The 18,952-nt window shown below is 69.8% G+C and carries 17 protein-coding genes and 1 pseudogene; 9 read left to right on the top strand and 9 right to left on the bottom strand.

The window, feature by feature from the left end; genetic code table 11:
• Window positions 1-685, top strand: a pseudogene (locus tag ACT53O_RS11985) (UDP-N-acetylmuramate dehydrogenase); the annotation flags it as partial.
• Here ACT53O_RS11985 and ACT53O_RS11980 read toward each other — a convergent pair.
• The 4 genes from ACT53O_RS11980 to ACT53O_RS11965 form a co-directional block, all read right to left on the bottom strand.
• Window positions 682-1,434, bottom strand: coding sequence for a phosphatase PAP2 family protein (locus tag ACT53O_RS11980; RefSeq protein ID WP_433718968.1), 753 nt, complete (start codon window positions 1,432-1,434; stop codon window positions 682-684). The pseudogene ACT53O_RS11985 and the gene ACT53O_RS11980 overlap by 4 nt on opposite strands.
• An 84-nt stretch (window positions 1,435-1,518) precedes the next feature.
• Complete coding sequence (locus ACT53O_RS11975; RefSeq protein ID WP_135949509.1) at window positions 1,519-2,724, bottom strand: pyridoxal phosphate-dependent aminotransferase; 1,206 nt, start codon at window positions 2,722-2,724, stop codon at window positions 1,519-1,521.
• Between the two features lie 28 nt (window positions 2,725-2,752).
• The gene (locus ACT53O_RS11970) at window positions 2,753-4,276 is read right to left on the bottom strand and encodes a DUF4127 family protein (protein WP_476152601.1); all 1,524 of its coding nucleotides are present in this window, start codon (window positions 4,274-4,276) and stop codon (window positions 2,753-2,755) included.
• An 18-nt stretch (window positions 4,277-4,294) separates the two neighbouring features.
• Window positions 4,295-5,011 carry a GntR family transcriptional regulator gene (locus ACT53O_RS11965; RefSeq protein ID WP_476152599.1) on the bottom strand — a complete coding sequence of 239 codons (717 nt, stop codon included), beginning with the start codon at window positions 5,009-5,011 and terminating at the stop codon, window positions 4,295-4,297.
• A gap of 199 nt (window positions 5,012-5,210) precedes the next feature.
• Here ACT53O_RS11965 and ACT53O_RS11960 point away from each other — a divergent pair, with 199 nt between their 5' ends.
• Genes ACT53O_RS11960 through ACT53O_RS11935 form a run of 6 tightly spaced genes read left to right on the top strand, consistent with a single transcriptional unit; the run spans window position 5,211 to window position 11,178 of the window.
• On the top strand, window positions 5,211-6,497 hold the full coding sequence (locus ACT53O_RS11960) for an ABC transporter substrate-binding protein (protein ID WP_167487170.1): 1,287 nt from the start codon (window positions 5,211-5,213) through the stop codon (window positions 6,495-6,497).
• Window positions 6,497-7,417, top strand: coding sequence for a carbohydrate ABC transporter permease (locus ACT53O_RS11955; RefSeq protein WP_239498548.1), 921 nt, complete (start codon window positions 6,497-6,499; stop codon window positions 7,415-7,417). The genes ACT53O_RS11960 and ACT53O_RS11955 overlap by 1 nt, the downstream gene beginning before the upstream one ends.
• On the top strand, window positions 7,398-8,276 hold the full coding sequence (locus ACT53O_RS11950) for a carbohydrate ABC transporter permease (RefSeq protein WP_051039415.1): 879 nt from the start codon (window positions 7,398-7,400) through the stop codon (window positions 8,274-8,276). The genes ACT53O_RS11955 and ACT53O_RS11950 overlap by 20 nt, the downstream gene beginning before the upstream one ends.
• Window positions 8,257-8,943 carry an N-acetylmannosamine-6-phosphate 2-epimerase gene (locus tag ACT53O_RS11945; RefSeq protein ID WP_476152595.1) on the top strand — a complete coding sequence of 229 codons (687 nt, stop codon included), beginning with the start codon at window positions 8,257-8,259 and terminating at the stop codon, window positions 8,941-8,943. The genes ACT53O_RS11950 and ACT53O_RS11945 overlap by 20 nt, the downstream gene beginning before the upstream one ends.
• Window positions 8,940-9,875 (top strand): ROK family protein, encoded by a 936-nt coding sequence (locus ACT53O_RS11940; protein WP_476152593.1) that lies wholly within the window; start codon window positions 8,940-8,942, stop codon window positions 9,873-9,875. Before ACT53O_RS11945 ends, ACT53O_RS11940 begins: the two co-directional genes overlap by 4 nt.
• A 4-nt stretch (window positions 9,876-9,879) precedes the next feature.
• Window positions 9,880-11,178, top strand: coding sequence for a chloride channel protein (locus ACT53O_RS11935; protein ID WP_347417651.1), 1,299 nt, complete (start codon window positions 9,880-9,882; stop codon window positions 11,176-11,178).
• Window positions 11,179-11,181: 3 nt separating this feature from the next.
• On the opposite strand, the gene ACT53O_RS11930 is transcribed toward ACT53O_RS11935, so the two are convergent.
• From ACT53O_RS11930 to aceA, 4 genes are all read right to left on the bottom strand, one after another.
• Window positions 11,182-11,757 (bottom strand): TetR/AcrR family transcriptional regulator, encoded by a 576-nt coding sequence (locus ACT53O_RS11930; RefSeq protein ID WP_476152591.1) that lies wholly within the window; start codon window positions 11,755-11,757, stop codon window positions 11,182-11,184.
• Window positions 11,750-12,592 (bottom strand): alpha/beta fold hydrolase, encoded by an 843-nt coding sequence (locus ACT53O_RS11925; RefSeq protein WP_294944526.1) that lies wholly within the window; start codon window positions 12,590-12,592, stop codon window positions 11,750-11,752. The genes ACT53O_RS11930 and ACT53O_RS11925 overlap by 8 nt, the downstream gene beginning before the upstream one ends.
• A 108-nt stretch (window positions 12,593-12,700) precedes the next feature.
• Window positions 12,701-14,326: a malate synthase A gene (gene aceB / locus ACT53O_RS11920; RefSeq protein WP_476152588.1), complete on the bottom strand. Its 1,626-nt coding sequence runs from the start codon at window positions 14,324-14,326 to the stop codon at window positions 12,701-12,703.
• 127 nt (window positions 14,327-14,453) lie between these two features.
• Window positions 14,454-15,770, bottom strand: a complete 1,317-nt coding sequence (gene aceA, locus ACT53O_RS11915) for an isocitrate lyase (protein WP_036318282.1) — start codon at window positions 15,768-15,770, stop codon at window positions 14,454-14,456.
• A 138-nt stretch (window positions 15,771-15,908) separates the two neighbouring features.
• On the opposite strand from aceA, the gene ACT53O_RS11910 reads away from it, so the two are divergent.
• Window positions 15,909-17,390, top strand: a complete 1,482-nt coding sequence (locus tag ACT53O_RS11910) for a helix-turn-helix transcriptional regulator (RefSeq protein WP_039411357.1) — start codon at window positions 15,909-15,911, stop codon at window positions 17,388-17,390.
• A gap of 108 nt (window positions 17,391-17,498) precedes the next feature.
• Here the strand turns inward: ACT53O_RS11910 and ACT53O_RS11905 are convergent, their stop codons facing one another.
• Window positions 17,499-18,194, bottom strand: a complete 696-nt coding sequence (locus ACT53O_RS11905) for an amino acid deaminase (protein WP_244295701.1) — start codon at window positions 18,192-18,194, stop codon at window positions 17,499-17,501.
• 75 nt (window positions 18,195-18,269) lie between these two features.
• Between ACT53O_RS11905 and ACT53O_RS11900 the strand changes: the two genes are divergently transcribed.
• Window positions 18,270-18,923 carry an HAD family hydrolase gene (locus tag ACT53O_RS11900; protein ID WP_112930809.1) on the top strand — a complete coding sequence of 218 codons (654 nt, stop codon included), beginning with the start codon at window positions 18,270-18,272 and terminating at the stop codon, window positions 18,921-18,923.
• Window positions 18,924-18,952: the final 29 nt, after the last annotated feature.

Below are 18,952 nucleotides of genomic sequence, written 5' to 3'. Positions count from 1 at the left end.
TGAGGTGGAGACCGTCTCTGCGGCCGCCCTCGAACTGGGCTTTCGCACGTCGGTGCTCAAGCAGCACTACGGTCGCGGCGCCCAGCGCGCGGGTGTCATCGTCTCGATCACGCTCGAGCTGCAGGAGGTCGGCGACGGCGAGGTCCCCGTGCGCGGCGCTCAACTGCGTCAGGCGCTGCGGTTGGCCCCGGATGCCGCGGTGTCGCTCCGGTGGATCCGCGAGACGGTGTTGGCGACGCGGGCTGCCAAGGGCATGGTGCTCGACGACGCCGATCCCGACACCCACAGCGCCGGATCCTTCTTCCAGAACGCGATCGTTTCGGCTTCCTTCGCGCGAACCCTTCCGCCCGAGTGCCCGCGCTGGCCGATGGCCGTGGAGATCGAACCCGTCACCGTCATCCCTCTGGCCGCCTTCGACGGCGTCGTGCCCCCGCCGGTCTCGGTTCAGCCCGACGTCAAGGTGAGCGCCGCCTGGCTGATCGAGCACGCCGGTCTCGGCAAAGGCTTCCGGCTGCCACGCTCTCGAGCCGGATTGTCGACGAAGCACGCGCTCGCCCTCACGAACCGTGGCGGGGCGACCGCCGGCGAGGTCGCCGAACTCGCGCGCTACATCCAGCACCGGGTGCAGTCCGAGTTCGGTCTGCTGCTGCAGCCCGAACCGGTGCTGGTGGGCGTCGAACTCTAGATCTCTCCGGGCTCGCCGTGGCGGCGGGGTCCCGGAGCGGCCTCGGCCGGCTCGGTTCGCGGCACTTCCCGCAGGAAGGGGACGAGCGGCATGAGCATGCGCACCCAGACGATGCGGGCCGCCGGAAAGACGCCCAGCGCCCACAGCACCGATGCGAGCGCGTCGGTGGGGTAGTGCACGCCGAGGATCGCGACGGAGAACACGACCACGACGACGGCGATGGTGCCGAACACGACCGCGGGCCGGTGCCATCGCGTGCCCTTCAGCATGAGCACCAGCGTGAGCACCAGCGCGGTGACGAAGACCACGTGCCCGCTGGGATAGGACGGATCGACCGGCATCTGCGCTACCGGATGCGGCAGCAGTGTCGCATCCGGACGCGGCCGACCGACCGCGATCTTGACGATGTCGGACGGGATCCAGGTCAGCGCGATCGTGCCGGCGAAGGCGATCGCCAGCGCCAGTCGCCCGCTCAATGCCCACACGATGCCGGTGACGATCACGGTGATGACGATGGCCGGCACAGGAGAGAACAGGTCGTACACGAGGGCGGTGACCTGGCCGAGACCATCGATGTGCCAGCCGTTCATCGCGCGCGACAGGTCCGCGTCGATGGGCGCGGCGCGCAGAGCCAGCCCCGCGCTGATGAGGAAAACGATCGTCGCCAGCCCGACGACCAGCTTGGTCGCCGGTCGTTCAGACGGCGCGAGCAGCGCGTTGCGGCGGCGGCGCGATCTGCGCGACGCCACAAGGAGGGAGGATGTCGACGGGCGCATGGAGTCCGATCGTTCTCCGTCCAGCTATGTGCTGTCTGAGTGTGCGGAGGTCGCGGATCAGTCGAGGCCGAACAGCTTCTGCAGGCGCTGGACGCCCTCCAGCAGCTGGTCGTCACCGAGCGCGTAGGACAGGCGCAGGTATCCCGACGGGCCGAACGCCTCGCCGGGAACGACCGCGACCTCGGCCTGGTCGAGGATGAGATCGGCGAGCTCGAGCGAGGTGTCGACCCGCGTGCCGTTCCACTCCCGTCCGAGCAGGCCCGTCACGTCCGGGTAGACGTAGAACGCGCCGAGCGGGTTGGGCACCGTGACACCCGGGATCTTCGCGAGCTCCGACACGATCAGCCGGCGCCGGCGGTCGAAAGCCTGACGCATGTCCTCGGCTTCGGTCTGCGGCCCGGTGAGTGCGGCCAGCGCCGCACGCTGCGCGACGTTGTTGACGTTCGAGCTCAGGTGCGACTGGAGGTTGCCGGCGAGCTTGATCGCGTCGGCCGGACCGACCATCCAGCCCACGCGCCAGCCCGTCATCGCATACGTCTTGGCGACCCCGTTGACGAGGATCGTCTGTCCGGCGAGCTCCGGCACCGCGTCGACGATCGACACCGCCCGCGCCCCTTCGTAGATGAGGTTCTGATAGATCTCGTCGCTGACCACCCAGATGCCGTGCGCGAGCGCCCACTCGCCGATCGCCTTCGTCTCTTCCGGCGTGTAGACCGAGCCGGTCGGGTTCGAGGGCGACACGAACACGAGAACGGTCGTCTTGTCGGTGCGCGCAGCCTCGAGCTGGTCGACGGTGACCTTGTAGTCCTGGTCGGCGCCCGCGAAGACCTCGACGGGGATGCCGTCGGCGAGCGCGATGGCCTCGGGATAGGTCGTCCAGTAGGGCGCCGGCAGCAGCACCTCGTCGCCCGGGTTCACCACGGCCTGGAACGCCTGGTAGACGGCTTGCTTGCCCCCGTTGGTGACGATGATCTGCGAGGCGGTGACCTCCAGGCCCGAGTCGCGGAGCGTCTTCGCCGCGATCGCCTCGCGCAGCACGGGCAGGCCGGCGGCGGGCGTGTAGCGGTAGTTGGCGGGGTCGTGGAGGGCGTGCGCGGCGGCATCCACGATGAACTGCGGCGTCGCGAAGTCGGGCTCGCCGGCCGCGTAGGAGATGACGGGACGGCCGGCGGCCTGCAGGGCCTTCGCCTTCGCATCGACCTTGAGGGTCGCGGACTCGGCGATGGCGGACAGCTTGCGGGACAGGGGAGCGCGTTCGGTCACAGGCAAAAGCGTAGTGCGTCCGGTTCGCTCAGCGCGGTGCCAGCGCGATGTCGATCTCGAAGCTGCGGTGCCAGGGCAGCGCGACCGAGGCGACCGTCCAGTCATCGTCGCCGGCGAGCAGATCGTCCAGGCGGCTCTGGAGCTCCTGGCCGATGCGGCGGAGGGCTCGGGCTTCGGTGTCGTCGTCGACCGGACCGATCGCGCCGCCGAAGACGCTCTCGTGCAGGGCCGGGCGGATGCCGCTCTGGTAGGCGTGGTCGTCGAGGACCCGGGTGAGCAGCGCCTCTCGGAGGGCACGCGGGTCGGCGGTGCCGTCGCGGCGGCCGACCCACCAGGCCGTCGCAGCGGCGACGGCGCCGCCGATCGCGTTGCCGGCCGTGTTCCAGCCGCCGTACGAGGTCAGCCGCAGCAGCAGCCCCTCCGCGGCGAGTCGTTCCACGAGCGCCGGATCGCTGCCGTTGCTGTAGCGGACATCTGCGAGCGCCACGATGGCACCGGATGCGAGCGCGTCGCGCACTGCCGACACGGTCGCTTCGACGGCCGCCGGATCGGAGCGCGGCACGCTCCCGAAGCAGTCACCGTGCCCGGGATCGGGTGCGTGCGCGACGAGCACGGCGTCGACCCGGCCGTCGTCCTCGGCGACGATGCCGCCGGCGGCGACGATCTGTCGCACGAGGCTGTCGCGCACGGGGGCGTTCTCGAAGTTCGGGATGCGGGTGAGGCCATCGTCCTCGCCGCAGGCGACCCGCCACGTCGGGCGGGCGCCTCCGGCGGAGACGAGCGCGCGTGCGACGAGGACGGCGCCCACCTCGTCGGCGCCGGGATACATCATCACCTCGCCGCCGCGCGGCAGGGCGCGTGCCCAGTGGCGCAGCCACGCCTGTTCGACCGACCCGGCCGAGAAGGCGGCGGTGTCGTCGGCGGTCACCGCGAGGGCATCGATGACGCCCTCCTCGTGCAGACCGAGCGCGGCGAGGTTGATGATGTGGTTGCGCAGGCGGCGGCGCTCGAAATCGCTCTGCTCGGCGCGCGGGACCGCGAGGGCAGGAACCTGCGGAGGATCGCCCGCGAGCAGATCGGCTTCCAGCGCGCGATGGAGCGCACCGCCGAAGGCATGCAGCGTGCGGCCGTACGTGCTCCAGTACTCGGGTTCCTCGACGGCCGAGAAGGAGTCGCTGGCGCGCATGACCAGGGATGCCGCGGTGATGACGAGCGCGGGGGTGTCGGCGGCGGCGCGAACCTCGTGCAGCTCTCGCAGAAGGTCGAGCCGGTCCAGCGCCACACGCGGCGAATCCGCCGTGATGCGCGCCGGGATGATGCCGCCGTGTACGAGCGTGTCGATGCAGACGATCAGGCGGTTCACGCCGTCGCCTTCCGCGGCGGCCAGCTCGCGAAGCCACGCGTGCAACGCGTCGACGTCGGCCGGCGCCCGGAAGGAGGGGAGTGCGGCTGCAGGCGGGATCAGCAGGTCGACGCCGGCGATGGCGGCGACCTGCCGGGGCAGCTGGATGTTGACCGGTCGTTCGTCGAGGGGAACGAGGGCGATTCGCATGCGGTGGGTCCTGCTTCCTCAGCGCGAACGATGGATCTGGAGCTCGTAGTGGTAGCGATCGCCGCGATAGGTCGACTCGGCGTACTCGATCGCACGGTCCTGCGCGTCGAAGCTGGTGCGGGTCACGAAGAAGCAGGGCGAGAACGCCGGTGCCTGCAGGATGTCGGCCTGCTCGGGGTCCAGGACGCTCGCTTGGATGCTCTGCTCGGCCCACTCGATCCGCATGCCGTACTGCTGCTCCAGGATCCGGTAGAGCGAGTCGTTCCCGACGTTCTGGATCAGCCCGGGGAAGAACGAGGGGTTGAGGTACGAGTCCTCGAGGGCCATGGGCTCCCCGTCGGCCGTGCGCGCGCGGCGGATGTGGAAGACCTCCTCCGACGGGCTCATGCGAAGCCGCGCGCCCAGGCGTGCTCCCGCCGGGATCGTCTCGGTCACGAGCACGGACGAGCCCGGCTCGAGTCCCCGCGCGCGCATGTCCTCGCTGAACGAGGTCAGCTCCACGGATTTGGCGATGCGAGGTGCGGCGACGAACGTGCCGGCACCCTGCACGCGATAGACCAGCCCGTCGTGCTCCAGGCGGTCGAGCGCGCGGCGGACGGTGAGCCGGCTGACGTCGAACTCGGTCGCCAGGTCGCGTTCGGTGGGCAGACGGGAATGGGGCTCGAGGCCTCGCCCGATCACCTCGACGAGGTGCTGTCGTAGGCGTTCGGACTTGCTGTGCTGCGCGTCGGTCATCGTGCTCCCGCGGATCCTCGGCAGGGGGACTTCCGCTGCCGTGTGCGAATTGGATCTAACCATTACACAGATTCAGACCGCGTGTCGAGGCGCTCGAAACATGACTTTTGGGGAATCTCTTGACACACTTCAAAAAAATGGAGTACACCAATTCTTACCGAGCTTCATCACCCGAACCCACGCACCTCGAAGGAACACCATGGAACTGACCACCACGGGACGGCGGGTCCTCACCCGCGCCGTCGCGCTCTCCGGCGTCCTCGCGGCGTCCGTCGCTCTGGGAGGCTGCGCGGCTGCCGCTCCCTCCGGCCCGACCACGATCACCTTCTCCTACCTGTGGGGCGGCGAGGAGGCGAAGGCGCTGGAGAAGATCATCGCCGACTTCAACGCCAGCCAGTCCGACATCAAGGTGGTCGGTGTCTCGAGCCCCGATGCCCAGAAGCAGCTCACCTCGATGTCCTCCAGCAACGGCAGCTTCGACATCTCCGACAACTTCGGCAACACCGTGGGCTCGTGGGCCTCCAAGGGGATCCTCGCGCCCCTGGACGACTACCTCGCGGCCGAGAAGGTCGACACGTCCGCGTTCGCACCGGCATCCATGGAGCAGATGACCTTCGACGGCAAGATCTACGCGCTCCCCATCGCGGTGCACACCCAGCAGCTCATGTACAACAAGGACCTCCTCGACAAGGCGGGCGTGAAGCCCCCGACGACGATGGACGAACTCGCGGATGCCGTGAAGAAGCTGACCGTCGTCGACGGCAGCGGGGCGATCACGCAGATCGGGCTCGGCAACCCTTCGGCATCCACTCTGTTCACGACCCTCGGCTACGCCTTCGGCGGCACCTGGGACGGCGCCGACGGCAAGACCCCCACCCCCGATGACCCCCAGAACGTGGCAGCGCTCGACTGGTACACGAAGACGCTGACCGACACGTTCGGCGCCGACAAGATCGCGACCTTCGCGTCAGGTCTCGGTCAGTACATGTCCGCGCAGGACCCCTTCTACACGGGCAAGCAGGCGATGGTCGTCGACGGCGAATGGCAGGCGGTCAACATCCCCAAGGTCGCTCCGAACCTCAACTGGGGCGTGATCGACATCCCTGCGGCCACCCCCGCGCTCGCCGGTACGACGCAGGTGACGACGAGCACGCTGTTCATCCCCAGCAACTCGAAGCACAAGGCCGAGGCGGCGAAGTTCCTCGCGTACATGGTGCAGGACAAGCCGATGGTCGACTTCACGCTCGCGCTCGGCAACCTGCCCTCCAAGACGGCGCTGCTGGACGACCCCGCCTACGCCGAGATCCCCCACTTCGACTCCTGGCTGAAGGCGCTCGCGAGCCCCAACGCGAAGTCGCTCGCGAGCCAGCCCTACAGCGCTCAGTACTCCACCGACCTGGCGACCGCCTTCGACGACATCGTCCGCGGCGTCACCAGCCCTGACAAGGCGCTGGCGTCCGTCGCCGGCAAGGTCTCCTCGTACTGATGGCACCGACCGCCCCCCGCGGCGCGCGACGCCAGACCCTTCTGGGTCTGGCGTTCGCGTCGCCGTTCCTCATCGGCGCCGCTGTGTTCATCGTGTGGCCGGTGCTGGCCTCGGCGGTGTACAGCTTCACCGACTTCAACCTCTTCCAGCCGCCCTCGTGGGTCGGGCTGGACAACTACGCCCAGATGATGCGGGACGACACCTTCTGGAAGGCGTTGGCCAACACGCTGTTCCTCACGGTCCTCGGCGTGCCGCTCACGATCCTCATCTCCATCGCCGGTGCCCACCTGCTGAACCTTCCGGTGCGCGGTCAACCGCTGTACCGCGCCCTGGTCTATCTGCCCACCATCGTGCCGATCGTTGTCGGCGGGTACCTGTGGCGATGGCTGCTGAACACCCAGTACGGGTTCGTCAACTACTTCCTCGGCCTGCTGCACCTGCCGCAGCCGGAGTGGCTCGAACAGCCCCAGTGGGGCAAGCCGGCGATCGTGTTGATGTGTCTGTGGACGATCGGCGGCACCATGATCATCTACCTCGCCGCGATCAAGGACGTCCCTGCCGAGCTCTACGAGGCCGCCGAACTCGACGGCGCCGGCTGGTTCGCCCGGTTCCGCTACATCACATGGCCGACCATCTCGCCGGTCACGCTCTTCCAGGTCATCGTGACCGTGATCGCCTACCTCCAGATCTTCACGCAGCCGTATCTGCTCACCCAGACGCGGCTCAACGAGGCAAGCGGCGGACCCGGCCAATCGATGATCAGCTACGCGATGTACCTGTACCAGAACGCCTTCGTCTTCTTGAAGATGGGCTACGCATCGGCCATGGCCTGGGTGCTGTTCCTGCTCACTCTCGCGATCACGCTCGTGCTGCTGTGGTCCTCGAAGAAATGGGTCCACTATGGCTCTGACCGCGACTGACCCGCGGCCGATCGGCGGCGCCCGTCCGCGCGCGGCGCGGCGCCGCGCCGCGCGCACCACCGCTCGCTACCTCGCGGTCTGGCTGCTCGCGCTGGCGTTCGTCTTCCCGTTCCTGTCGATGCTGAGCACTGCGTTCAAGCTGCCCGACGACATCTTCAGCGCACCCCCGTCGCTGTGGCCCACCGAATGGACGCTGCAGAACTTCGTCGCGGTGTTCGACGAGATCCCGTTCTGGCAGTACCTGCTGAACACGGTCGTCATCGCGGGTCTGTCCGTGCTGGGCATGCTCATCGCCTCGCCGCTCGTGGCCTACTCACTGTCGAAGATCGGGTGGCGCGGTCAGCGGCCCCTGCTCGTGATCGTCATGGCGACGATGATGCTGCCGCCGCAGGTCACGATGATCCCGCTGTTCTTGATGTGGAACGGCCTCGGGGCGACCAACAGTATCATCCCGCTGGTCGCGCCGGCCTTCTTCGGCACGCCGTTTCTCATCTTCATGCTGCGGCAGTTCCTGACCTCCGTGCCCAACGAGCTGCTGCAGGCAGCTCGGATCGACGGGGCCTCCGAGCTGCGGATCTACTGGTCGATCGTTCTCCCGCAGGCACGTCCGGCCCTCATCACCGCCGCGATCTTCCAGTTCGTGTGGGCATGGACCGACTTCCTCAATCCGCTCATCTATCTCAACGATGCGAGCAAGTACACACTGTCCATCGGTCTGTACTCGTTCTTCGGGGAGCGGAACCTGGAGTGGGGCCCGCTGATGGCGGCATCCGTTCTGTTCACCCTTCCTGCGCTGGTGCTGTTCGTCGTCTTCCAGCGCTACTTCGTAGGAGGTGTCGGTGCCGGTGCGCTCAAGTGAAGACGCCGTCGTCGCGGTCGCCGGACGCCTGATCGTCTCGTGTCAGGCATCGAACGGATCCCCGCTGCGTCATACGCCGACGATCGCGCGGCTGGCTGCCAGTGCGCTGCGCGGGGGCGCTGCCGCGCTGCGCGTCAACGGCGTGCACGACATCGCTGCTGTGCGAGAGTCGACGCACGTCCCGATCATCGGGCTCGACAAGCGGATGGGGGTGCGCCGGAACGTGATCACGCAGACCGATGAGCAGGTCGTCGCGCTCGTGGATGCCGGAGCCGACATCGTCGCAGTGGATGCCACCCTCGAAGTCGTCGCGGACGTCGCGGCGCGCGTGCGCAGTGCGATCACGCACGCGGGCGTCGCGGTGATGGCGGACGTGTCGACGTTCGACGAGGGGATGGCCGCGTGGGATGCCGGGGCCACCTTCGTCGGAACGACGCTGTCGGGCTACACCCCCTACTCGCCACAGCACAGCGGGCCCGACCTCGACCTCGTCGCGAGACTCGCGGCGCGCGGCGTTCGCGTGCTCGCGGAGGGCCGCTTCCAGGCGCCCACCGACGTGGCGGCGGCCTTCGAGGCCGGCGCCCACGCCGTCGTCGTGGGGGGAGCGATCACCGACCCCATCGCCATCACGCGCCGCTTCGTCGCTGTGACCCCGTGCGCGCGATGAGCGTCCGGGAGCAGAGCACCGCACCGGCCGTCGTCGCCGTCGACATCGGCGGCACCAAGACGGCGGCAGCCCTCGTGGACGCGTCCGGGCAGATCAGTCACCGTATCCAGCGGCCCACTCCGGCAGCGCAGGGCGCCGCAGCAATCCTCGATGCGGCGGCAGCGCTCGTGCGCGAGGTGGGCGTTGCCGCCGGTCCGATCGCGGCGGTCGGCGTCGGCAGTGCAGGGGCCTTCGATGAGGACGGCGCCGTCACGCACGCCACGGATCATCTCGCCGGCTGGCGCGGCACCCCGGTGGCCGCAGGACTCGTGGCGCGACTCGGCATCCCGGTCGTCGTCGTCAACGACGTCCACGCAGCCGCGCTCGGGGAGCTCGCCCTCGATTCCAACCGCGACCGCTTCCTCTTCGTCGCCGTGGGGACGGGCATCGGAGGAGCCGTCGTGTCGGAGGGTGCGCTCCTGCGCGGCGCATCCGGGATGGCCGGATCGATCGGGCATCTGCGCGCAGCCACGATGCGCGGGCGGGTGTGCTCGTGCGGCGGTCGAGACCACATCGAGGCCTTCGCGAGCGGACCGGGTATCGAGCGCTCCTTTGCGGAGCGTACGGGCAGCGTGGTGCCTCTGCGAGAGGTCGCTCGACGCGCGCGGGAGGGCGACAGAGTGGCCGCTGACGTGATCGCGGCGGCCGCCGACGAGCTGGGTGCGTCGCTCGCTCCGGTGATCGCCACTGTCGACCCGGGAACGGTGCTGCTCGGCGGCGGCGTCTCCGAACTGGGAGGGGCGCTTGTCGAGCCCCTCACCGAGGGGCTGCGGGCGTGCCTGCGTCCGCCCTTCGCCGAGGTGCGGATCGAGATCGCGCGCGCGGGCACCGATGCCGCGCTGCGGGGCGCCGCTCGGCTCGCACGGAACGACTCTCGGCGTGCGCTAACGTGACGACGTGACAGGAGACGACCGCGCCGCCCGCCCGCCTCGCCGTCTCTCCGGTCTCTGGGGGCTGGTGCGCCTGGGTCTGGCCACGCTCTGCGTCGGCATCGCGACGGGGTTGGCGGTGCTGCTGCTCGTCTGGATCGTCCACTCGGTGGAACACCTGGTGTGGGGAAACGCCGAGGGGCCGTTCCTCGACGGGCTCGCGCTGCCGTCGCCGTGGTGGCTGCCGATCGTCAGTCTGAGCGCAGCGGGAGTGATCGCGGCCGTCGGCTGGTATGTGCTGCGACGTTTCGGTCGGCGCATTTCGAGCGTGGAAGAAGGCGTCGCCGGAAAGCGGATGCCGGCGCTGGAGACCCTTGCCGACACGGTGATCCAGGTGACGTCCGTCGGCCTCGGAGCCTCGATCGGCAAGGAGGTCGCGCCGCGGGAGTTGTCGGCGATGGCGGGATCGAAGCTCGTCGGCTGGTTCCGCATCGACGCGCGCTGGTCGATGATCCTCGTCGCCTCCGCGGCCGGCGCGGGCCTGGCCGCCGTCTACAACGTGCCGCTGGCCGGTGCGCTGTTCGCGATCGAGATCCTCCTTGCGCGCTTCAGTGCGGGCGCCGCCGTGGTGGCCCTCTCCGTGAGCGCGATCGCCACGGTCGTCGCGCGTCCCCTGGTCGCCGACGACTCGCTGTACCACGTCGCCCCCGTCGCCGTCACGCCGTCGCTCCTCGTCGCCGCGGTGCTGGTCGGACCGCTCATGGGGTGGGGAGCGACGAGCTTCTCCGCCGTCACCGCCCGCTTGTCGCGGCGCAGGCCCACCGGGTGGAAGCTGCTGATCGTCCTTCCCCTCACGTTCGCCGCGGTCGGCGTGCTCGGCGCGTTCTTCCCGCTCATCCTGGGCAATGGTCGCGCCCTCGCGACCGCCGGCTTCGATCTCGCTCAGCCCGCCTCCCTGCTGCTGGCACTCGCCGTCATGAAATACGTTGCCACCTCGGTCTCGCTCGGATCCGGTGCGATCGGGGGCACCCTGCAGCCGTCGGTGGCGATCGGTGCGGCGTTGGGCGCGGCCGCCGCGACGGGCTGGGCGTTCATCTGGCCCGGTGCCGACGGTACGGCGTTGGCCATCGTGGCCGCGGGTGCGTTCCTCGCCGCCAACATGCGCGCCCCCTTCACCGCGATCGCCCTGATCATCGAGTTCACGGGAACGGGCTTCACCCTGCTGCTGCCGATCTTCCTGGCGGTCGCCGGCTCGCTCGCGGCATCCCGCCTGACGACGGGTGGCGGTCTGCGCCGCTTCGCGCCGATCGATCCCGGACGCGAGTAAGGGTCAGGCCGGCCAGGTCGAGACCATGCGATCGAGACCGGCGATCATCCGGGCGAAGCTCTCCGAGACGCTGACCGGAAGGGCGAAGCCGCCGCCGTTCTCGAGCGCGCAGAACCCGTGCAGTGCGGCACGCAGTGTGCGGGTCGCGTCGACCAGCTGATCGTCGGCGATGTCATAGCCGCGCAGCGTCGCCGAGACGACCTGCTGCACCTGCGCGGCGGCGAGGGCATGCGCCTCCTCGCGCGCCTCCCCGGGCAGCGGTGCGCGCTGGGTGGCCGCGTATCGTCCCGGATGCCGCAGTGCGTACCCCCGATAGGCGTGCGCAAGACTCTCCAGCGCCGCCGTCCGGGACACCCCGATGGCCGCGACCCGCAGTTCCTGGGCGAGCTCACGCGTCGCCTCGGTGGCCACAGCGGAGCGCAGCACCTCGAGCGAGGCGATGTGCTTGTAGAGGCTCGGCACCTTCACGCCGGCGCGGCCGGCGATCTCGGCGAGGGTGAGGCCGTCGAGCCCGAGCTCGTCGATCGTCTCCAGTGCCAGCGCCACCACGGCGTCGCGCGTGAGGCCGGCCCTAGGCACCGGTCACCTCGCGACAGAACGCGACCAGGGCGGGGCCGACCTGCTCGGGCTGCTCGGCCTGCGGGTAGTGGCCGGTGCCCTCCACGAGCGTCACGCGCGCGTGCAGCTGCTCGCCGATCCACGCCGCCTCTCCCCTCGGATCGCTGAAGTCGGGGTCGGCGGTGCCCATGATGACCAGGGCCGGTGCCGACACCTCGGGGATCCGCTTCTCGGCGAGGCTGTGGTCGGTGCGGGTCGTGCGCGCGAACGCGGCGGTGGCGCCCGGGCGCGACATCGCCGCGCGGATCGCCGCGCGGTGCTCGGCGAAGTCGGCGGGCCGGCGGCCGGGGTAGAGCTGGGGCAGGTAGGCGAGCCAGGCGGCGCGAGCCCACGGCCGGAGCATCAGCAGGCGGAACGTCGCCGCGGCGAACGGGTTGGTCGGGGCGTTGCGGACGAACGGGCCGAGCAGTCCCAGGCCGCTGACGGCTGCGGGATTCTCGGCGGCCGCCCAGACGGCTGCTCCGGCGGCCATCGAGTTGCCGACGACGACGGCCGGACCGCCGAGGTGGGCGATGAGCGCGAGGATGTCGGTGCCGGCCGCGACGTCGTCGTACGCCGAGAACGTGGCGTCCGACTCGCCGTGGCCGCGCAGGTCCATCACGGCGACGCGGAAGCCGGCCTCGCGCAGGGCGGGAACGGTGTGGCGGTAGCTTGCGGCGATCTCGCCCATGCCGGGCACGCACACGATGAGCGGCCCGTCGCCGGTCACGCGATACGCGATGCGACCTTCGGGCCGGTCGAGGTGATGGACATCGAGCCGTGCGAAAGCGGCTGCGGGAGAGGTTGAGGTCGTCATAGCCATAAAGCTAATAGCATTAGCCAAATCTGTCAAGATCGCTCGGGCACCGCACGCCAGTGGGGGTGGATGCCGCGGCATCCACCCCCACCGGCGGCGTCGGACTCGTCAGTCGTCCAGGTAGTCGGCGTAGGCGCCGAGCGTCAGGAAGGTCGGGAAGTCCTCACCGAGGGCGACATCGCGGAAGATCGCCGCCGCGTCGTCGTAGCGGTCGCCCTCTCGCCGCTCCACCTCGCTCAGCACCTGCGCGATGAGACCCTCGATGTACTCACGCGTGATGCGGGTGCCGTCGTCGGTCGAGCGGTCCTGGTGGATCCACTGCCACACCTGGCTGCGGCTGATCTCGGCGGTCGCGGCATCCTCCATGAGGTTGTCGATGGCAACGGCGCCGAGGCCCCGCAGCCATGCCTCGATGTAGCGGATCGCCACCGACACGTTGCCGTACACGCCTGCCGCCGTGACCGGCAGCCCGATGTGCACGTCGATCAGCTGAGCCGCCTGCACGTTCACCTCGGGCCGCTGGCGGTCGATCTGGTTGTGGCGCTCGCCGAGCACGGCGTCGAATTCCGCCTGCGCGACGGGGATCAGGTCGGGGTGGGCCACCCACGTCCCGTCGAAGCCGTCGCCGGCCTCGCGCTTCTTGTCGGCGGCGACCTTCTCGAACGCCTGGGCCGTCACCTCCGGGTCGCGTCGGTTGGGGATGAAGGCGCTCATGCCGCCGATCGCGAAGGCGCCGCGCTTGTGGCACGTCTTCACGAGCAGTTCCGTGTAGGCCCGCATGAACGGCACGGTCATCGTGACCTGGCTGCGGTCGGGCAGGACGAACCGTGCGCCCCGACCGCGGTAGTTCTTGATCATCGAGAAGATGTAGTCCCAGCGGCCGGCGTTCAGGCCCGCGATGTGATCGCGCAGCTCGAACAGGATCTCCTCCATCTCGAAGGCCGCCGGCAGCGTCTCGATGAGCACGGTGGCGCGGATGGTGCCGTGTGGGATGCCGAGGTACTCCTCACTGAACGTGAAGACGTCGTCCCAGAGCTTCGCCTCCTCCGCCGACTCGATCTTCGGCAGGTAGAAGTAAGGGCCGACGCCGTTGTCGATCAGACGCTGGGCGTTGTGGAAGAAGTACAGTCCGTAGTCCACCAGCGAGCCCGATGCGGCCAGGTCGCGACCGGCGCGATCGGTGTAGCGGATGTGCTTCTCCACCAGGTGCCACCCGCGCGGGCGCATCACGATGGTGGGAGTCCGCTCGGCGGTGACGCGGTACTCCTTGCCCTCGGGGCTCGTGTACGAGAGCTGTCCGCGGATCGCGTCGAACAGCGAGAGCTGACCCTCGATGACGTTCCGCCAGGTGGGGCTCGTGGCGTCCTCCTGGTCGGCCAGCCAGACCTTCGCGCCGGAGTTGAGTGCGTTGATCGTCATCTTCGGGTCGGTCGGACCCGTGATCTCGACGCGGCGGTCCTCCAGGCCCGGGCCGGCGCCCGCGACCTGCCACTCGGCGTCGTCGCGGATGTGGGCCGTATCGGAGCGGAACTGCGGGTCGTGCCCGTTGCCGATCTCGAAGCGGCGCCGCATCCGGTCGGCGAGGCGGTCGTGGCGGCGCCCGGCGAAGCGGACGTGCAGTTCGGCGAGGAACGCGATGGCCGCGGGGGTGAGGATCTCCTCGTAGCGGTCGCGGATCGGTCCCGTGATGGTGATGGTCGATGCGGGCGCGGTGCCCGTGGCGGTGGGAGTCATGGCCCTGCTCTTTCTGTGTCGTGTGCGATGGGTGCGGCGTTTCGACTCGGCCCTGCGGGCCTCGCTCAACGACCGGGAGCGCGTGTTCCGGTCGTTGAGCGAGCGCAGCGAGTCGAGACGGGGTGCGTCAGTGGAACTGCTCGGCCTCAGTGGATCCCACCAGAGCCAGGGTCGCGCTGTCGGGGTTGAGCGCCGTGGAAACGAAATCGAAGTAGCCGGTGCCCGCCTCGCGCTGGTGCTTGGTGGCGGTGTAGCCGCGCGACTCCGCGGCGAACTCGGCTTCCTGCAGCTCGACGTACGCGCTCATGGCGCGCTCGGCGTAGCCGGAGGCGAGGTCGAACATCGAGTAGTTGAGGGCGTGGAAGCCCGCCAGCGTGATGAACTGGAACTTGTAGCCGAGGTCTGCGAGCTCCTGCTGGAAGGTCGCGATCTGCTCGTCGCTGAGGTGGCGCTTCCAGTTGAAGCTCGGCGAGCAGTTGTAGGCGAGCATCTTGCCGGGGAACTGCTCGTGGATCGCGCTCGCGAACGCCCGGGCGAGTTCGATGTCGGGCTCTCCGGTCTCGACCCACAGGAGGTCGGCGTACGGCGCGAACGCCAGGCCGCGGCTGATGACCGCCTCCAGGCCGGGGCGCACCCGGTAGAAGCCCTCGCTCGTGCGCTCGCCGGTCGTGAACTCCTGGTCGCGGGGGTCGACGTCGCTGGTGAGCAGGTCGGCCGCCAGCGCATCGGTGCGGGCGATGATGACGGTCGGCACGCCGGCGACGTCGGCGGCGAGCCGAGCCGCGTTCAGGGTGCGGATGTGCTGCTGCGTGGGCACCAGCACCTTTCCGCCGAGGTGGCCGCACTTCTTCTCGCTGGCCAGCTGGTCCTCCCAGTGGATGCCTGCGGCACCGGACTGGATCAGCGACTGCGCGAGCTCGTACGCGTTGAGGGGGCCGCCGAAGCCGGCTTCGGCATCCGCGACGATGGGGGCCAGCCAGTCCTGCGTGAGCGTGCCTTCGGCGTGCTCGATCTGGTCTTGGCGGATCAGGGCGTTGTTGATGCGGCGGACGACGGCGGGGACCGAGTTGGCCGGGTACAGGCTCTGGTCGGGGTAGGTCTGGCCGGCGAGGTTGCCGTCGGCGGCGACCTGCCAGCCGGACAGGTAGATGGCCTTCAGGCCCGCGCGCACCTGCTGCACGGCCTGGCCGCCGGTGTAGGCGCCCAGGGCCCGGATGTAGTCCTCGGTGTGCAGCAGGTTCCACAGGTTCTCGGCGCCGCGGCGGGCGAGGGTGTTCTCCTCGCGCACCGACCCGCGCAGGCGCACGACGTCCTCTGCCGTGTAGGTGCGCTGTACGCCGTCCCACCGCGGGTCGGTGTCCCAGATCTCCTGCAGCTCAGCGGCGGTCTGCGTCTGGTCGCCGGCGCGCAGTGGCGGCTGACCGGGGGTGGCCTGGATCGTCATGGTGCTCTCCTTCATCGGATGCCGGGGCGATGCCGGCGGTGGCTCGTGTCTCCACTTTGGGTGAAATTCGAGGCCGGAAGTAACCAAAACCGGTGTGAAGTTTGAAGGAAATTCACGTTCTGTGACACAATCCCGGACATGACGAACATCGATGTTCCGTTGACGGCGACGACCACAGAGCCCGAAGACGAGGCGGACGCGCTCACGATCGGCCGGCGCATCCGTCAGCTGCGCACCGCGCGCGGGATGACCCTCGACGAGCTCGCCGCGGCGGTCGAGCGGGCGCCGAGTCAGCTGTCGATGATCGAGACGGGCAAGCGCGAGCCCAAACTCACGCTTTTGCGCGCCATCGCCAAGGCGCTCGGTGCGACGGTCGATCAGCTCCTCGAGGCCGAGCCTCTCGACGAGCGGGCCACACTCGAGATCGCGCTGGAGCGCGCCATGAAGGGGCAGACCTTCCGGGCACTCGGAATCGAGCCGTTCCGCATCGGCAAATCGATCCCCGACGACGCCCTGCGCGCGCTGCTCGCGCTGCAGGGCGAGATCGAAAGGCTCGGCGACGAGCGCTCCGCCACCCCCGAGGAGGCGCGTCGCGCGAACGTCGAGCTGCGCCACCTGATGCGGCGCCAGGACAACTATTTCGCCGAGCTCGAGGAGCACGCGCGCGCCATCCTGCGCGCCGTCGACCACCCGGGTGGCCCGCTCACGCAGCGCACCGCGTCGGACATCGCCGCCCACCTGGGCTTCTCCCTGCACTACGTCGCCGACCTGCCGGCCTCGACGCGGTCGGTCGCCGACATCAAGCACGGGCGGCTGTACCTGTCGAGCACGGTGCCCGCGAAGGGCGACTCGCGCACCGCCGTGCTCCAGGCACTCGCCAGTCGCATCCTCGGGCACGCCGAGCCGCGCTCGTACGCCGAGTTCCTGCGTCAGCGGGTGGAGACGAACTACCTCACCGGGGCTCTCCTGATCCCCGAAGATCACGCGGTGCCGGTCTTGCTGGACGCCAAGTCGCGGCGCGCGCTGTCGATCGAAGACCTCCGCGACGCGTACTCGGTGTCGTACGAGACAGCCGCGCATCGCTTCACCAATCTGGCGACGCGGCATCTCGGCATCCCGGTGCACTTCTTGAAGGTGCACGAGTCGGGCACCATCACGAAGGCCTACGAGAACGACGACGTCAACTTCCCGGCCGACCGGCTGGGCTCGATCGAGGGGCAGTTGTGCTGCCGGCGCTGGACGAGCCGCGCCGTCTTCGACATCCCCGACAAGTTCAACCCGTACTACCAGTACACCGACACCGGCAACGGCACGTTCTGGTGCACGGCCCGGGTGGAGACCTCCAGCGAGGGGGCCCATTCGGTGTCGGTGGGCGTGCGCTTCGACGACACGAAGTGGTTCGTGGGGCGCGAGACGACCAACCGCGGCGTCTCCCGCCACGCGGTCGAGGTGTGCTGCCGTCGTGCTCCCGCCGAACTGGAGTCGCAGTGGCGCGATCAGGCGTGGCCGAACGTGCGAACCCCTCGGACGCTGCTCGCGACGCTGCCGACCGGCGCGTTCCCCGGCGTCGACACGACCGACCTGTACGAGTTCCTCGAGGCGCACGCCCCCCGCGACTGAGGCGGGCGCGGGTCACGCTCCGGGAGGAGATTTCACGCCGGGAGGATGCCGCTGCGGCATCCGTCCTCCCGGGGTGAAATCTCCTCCGGTGGTGTGGGCGCGGACCGCTCAGGCGACGGCGTTCCAGCGCAGGCGCGGGGCGGCGGCATCCACTTCGTCGAGGATGGCCGTGGGCGAGGAGACGGGAAAGGTCGTGATGAGGCGCCGCGTGCCGCCGCTGACCAGCGCATAGACCAGTGCAGAGGCGAGGGCGCGATCGCCGGATGCCGCGGCGCGCCCGATCGCGATGAGCGCCTCGGTGTCGCCCAGCTGCTGGCGGCGCACGGGGGCGTACAACAGCAGTGCGGCGGCTGCAGCGGTGACCCGCGCCAGCAGGGTCTCGCCCGTCGGCAGCGCCCAGGGGAGGAAGGCGTCGGCGGCCAGCCCGTAGGCGCGGGCCAGCTCGCCGTCCAGCCAGCGCTCGCGTTTGAGGCCGTAGGGGGTCGGTGTCGTCGACAGCAGGTAGCCGTAGACGTGCAGCAGGCCGGCGTTGCCGACGGGGAAGCGGGCGTCGATGCCGGCGCGCTCGTGGAGCGCCCTGAAGACCGACGCCGCGACCACGGATGTGCCCGTGTTCTCGTCGATGACCGTGGACAGCCCCCATGCGTCGAATCGGCGCGCGGCGGCGTCGGCGTCGATCGAGGTGCCGAGCCACGGGAGGAGGTCGAAGGCGGCCGCGGGATCGCCCGTGGCGAGCGCGGCCGCGGCGTCGAGTCGCGAGAGCTCCCCGCCACTTTTTACCGGATGTTCATCTGCCGTGGTCATTACGTCCACACATGTCCTTCACTATGGACAAAGCGTCCAGCCTCACGGACGCGTTCGTCACCCGCAGGGAGATCCGTGCCTCGTCCCATTCTCATCTTCGACTTCGACGGTACCGTCGCCCTCGGCGACGGGCCGGTGCGCGCGTACGCCCGCGCCGTCGCCACCGAGGCCGGACTGTCGCCGTCGTTCGTCGATGAGATCGCCACCGGCCTCGCCGACGGCGACGACGCCATCGACGCCTACGACCTCGTGCGGGTGCGCGCCGTCGCGGCCGGAGCCGCCCCCGAGCACCTCGCGCGCGGCTACGCCGCCAGCCGCGCACAGCTCGCGTCCGACGACGCTCCCGTTCTCGCTCCCGAGGGCCTCGCCACCTTCCTCGCGACGGTCGACGCGGAGCGCATCCTGGTCACCAACGCGCCCGGCGTGCGCATTCCGGAGGCGCTGACGGCGCTCGCGCTGGAAGGGCTCTTCGACCGCGTCGTCGTCGACGCGGGCAAGCCCGACGGGCTCGCCGCGCTGCTGGACGAGCTGGATGCGGATGCCGAGGTGCTCGCCGTCGGCGACATCTGGCGCAACGACCTGGCTCCGGCCCACGCCCGCGGCCACGCGACGGCGCTGGTCGGCGGCTATCCCGACCCCGACGCCGCCCCGGACTTCCGCGCCGACACGCTTCCCGAACTCCTGCCCGCCCTCACCGAATGGGTTCGCGCCCGCGCGCGTGCCCGCTGACCACTCCTCGATCCACCCCGACACCGAAG

The organism is Microbacterium sp. DMC48, from assembly GCF_056313825.1.
This window is presented reverse-complemented; position numbering and strand designations above follow the sequence as displayed.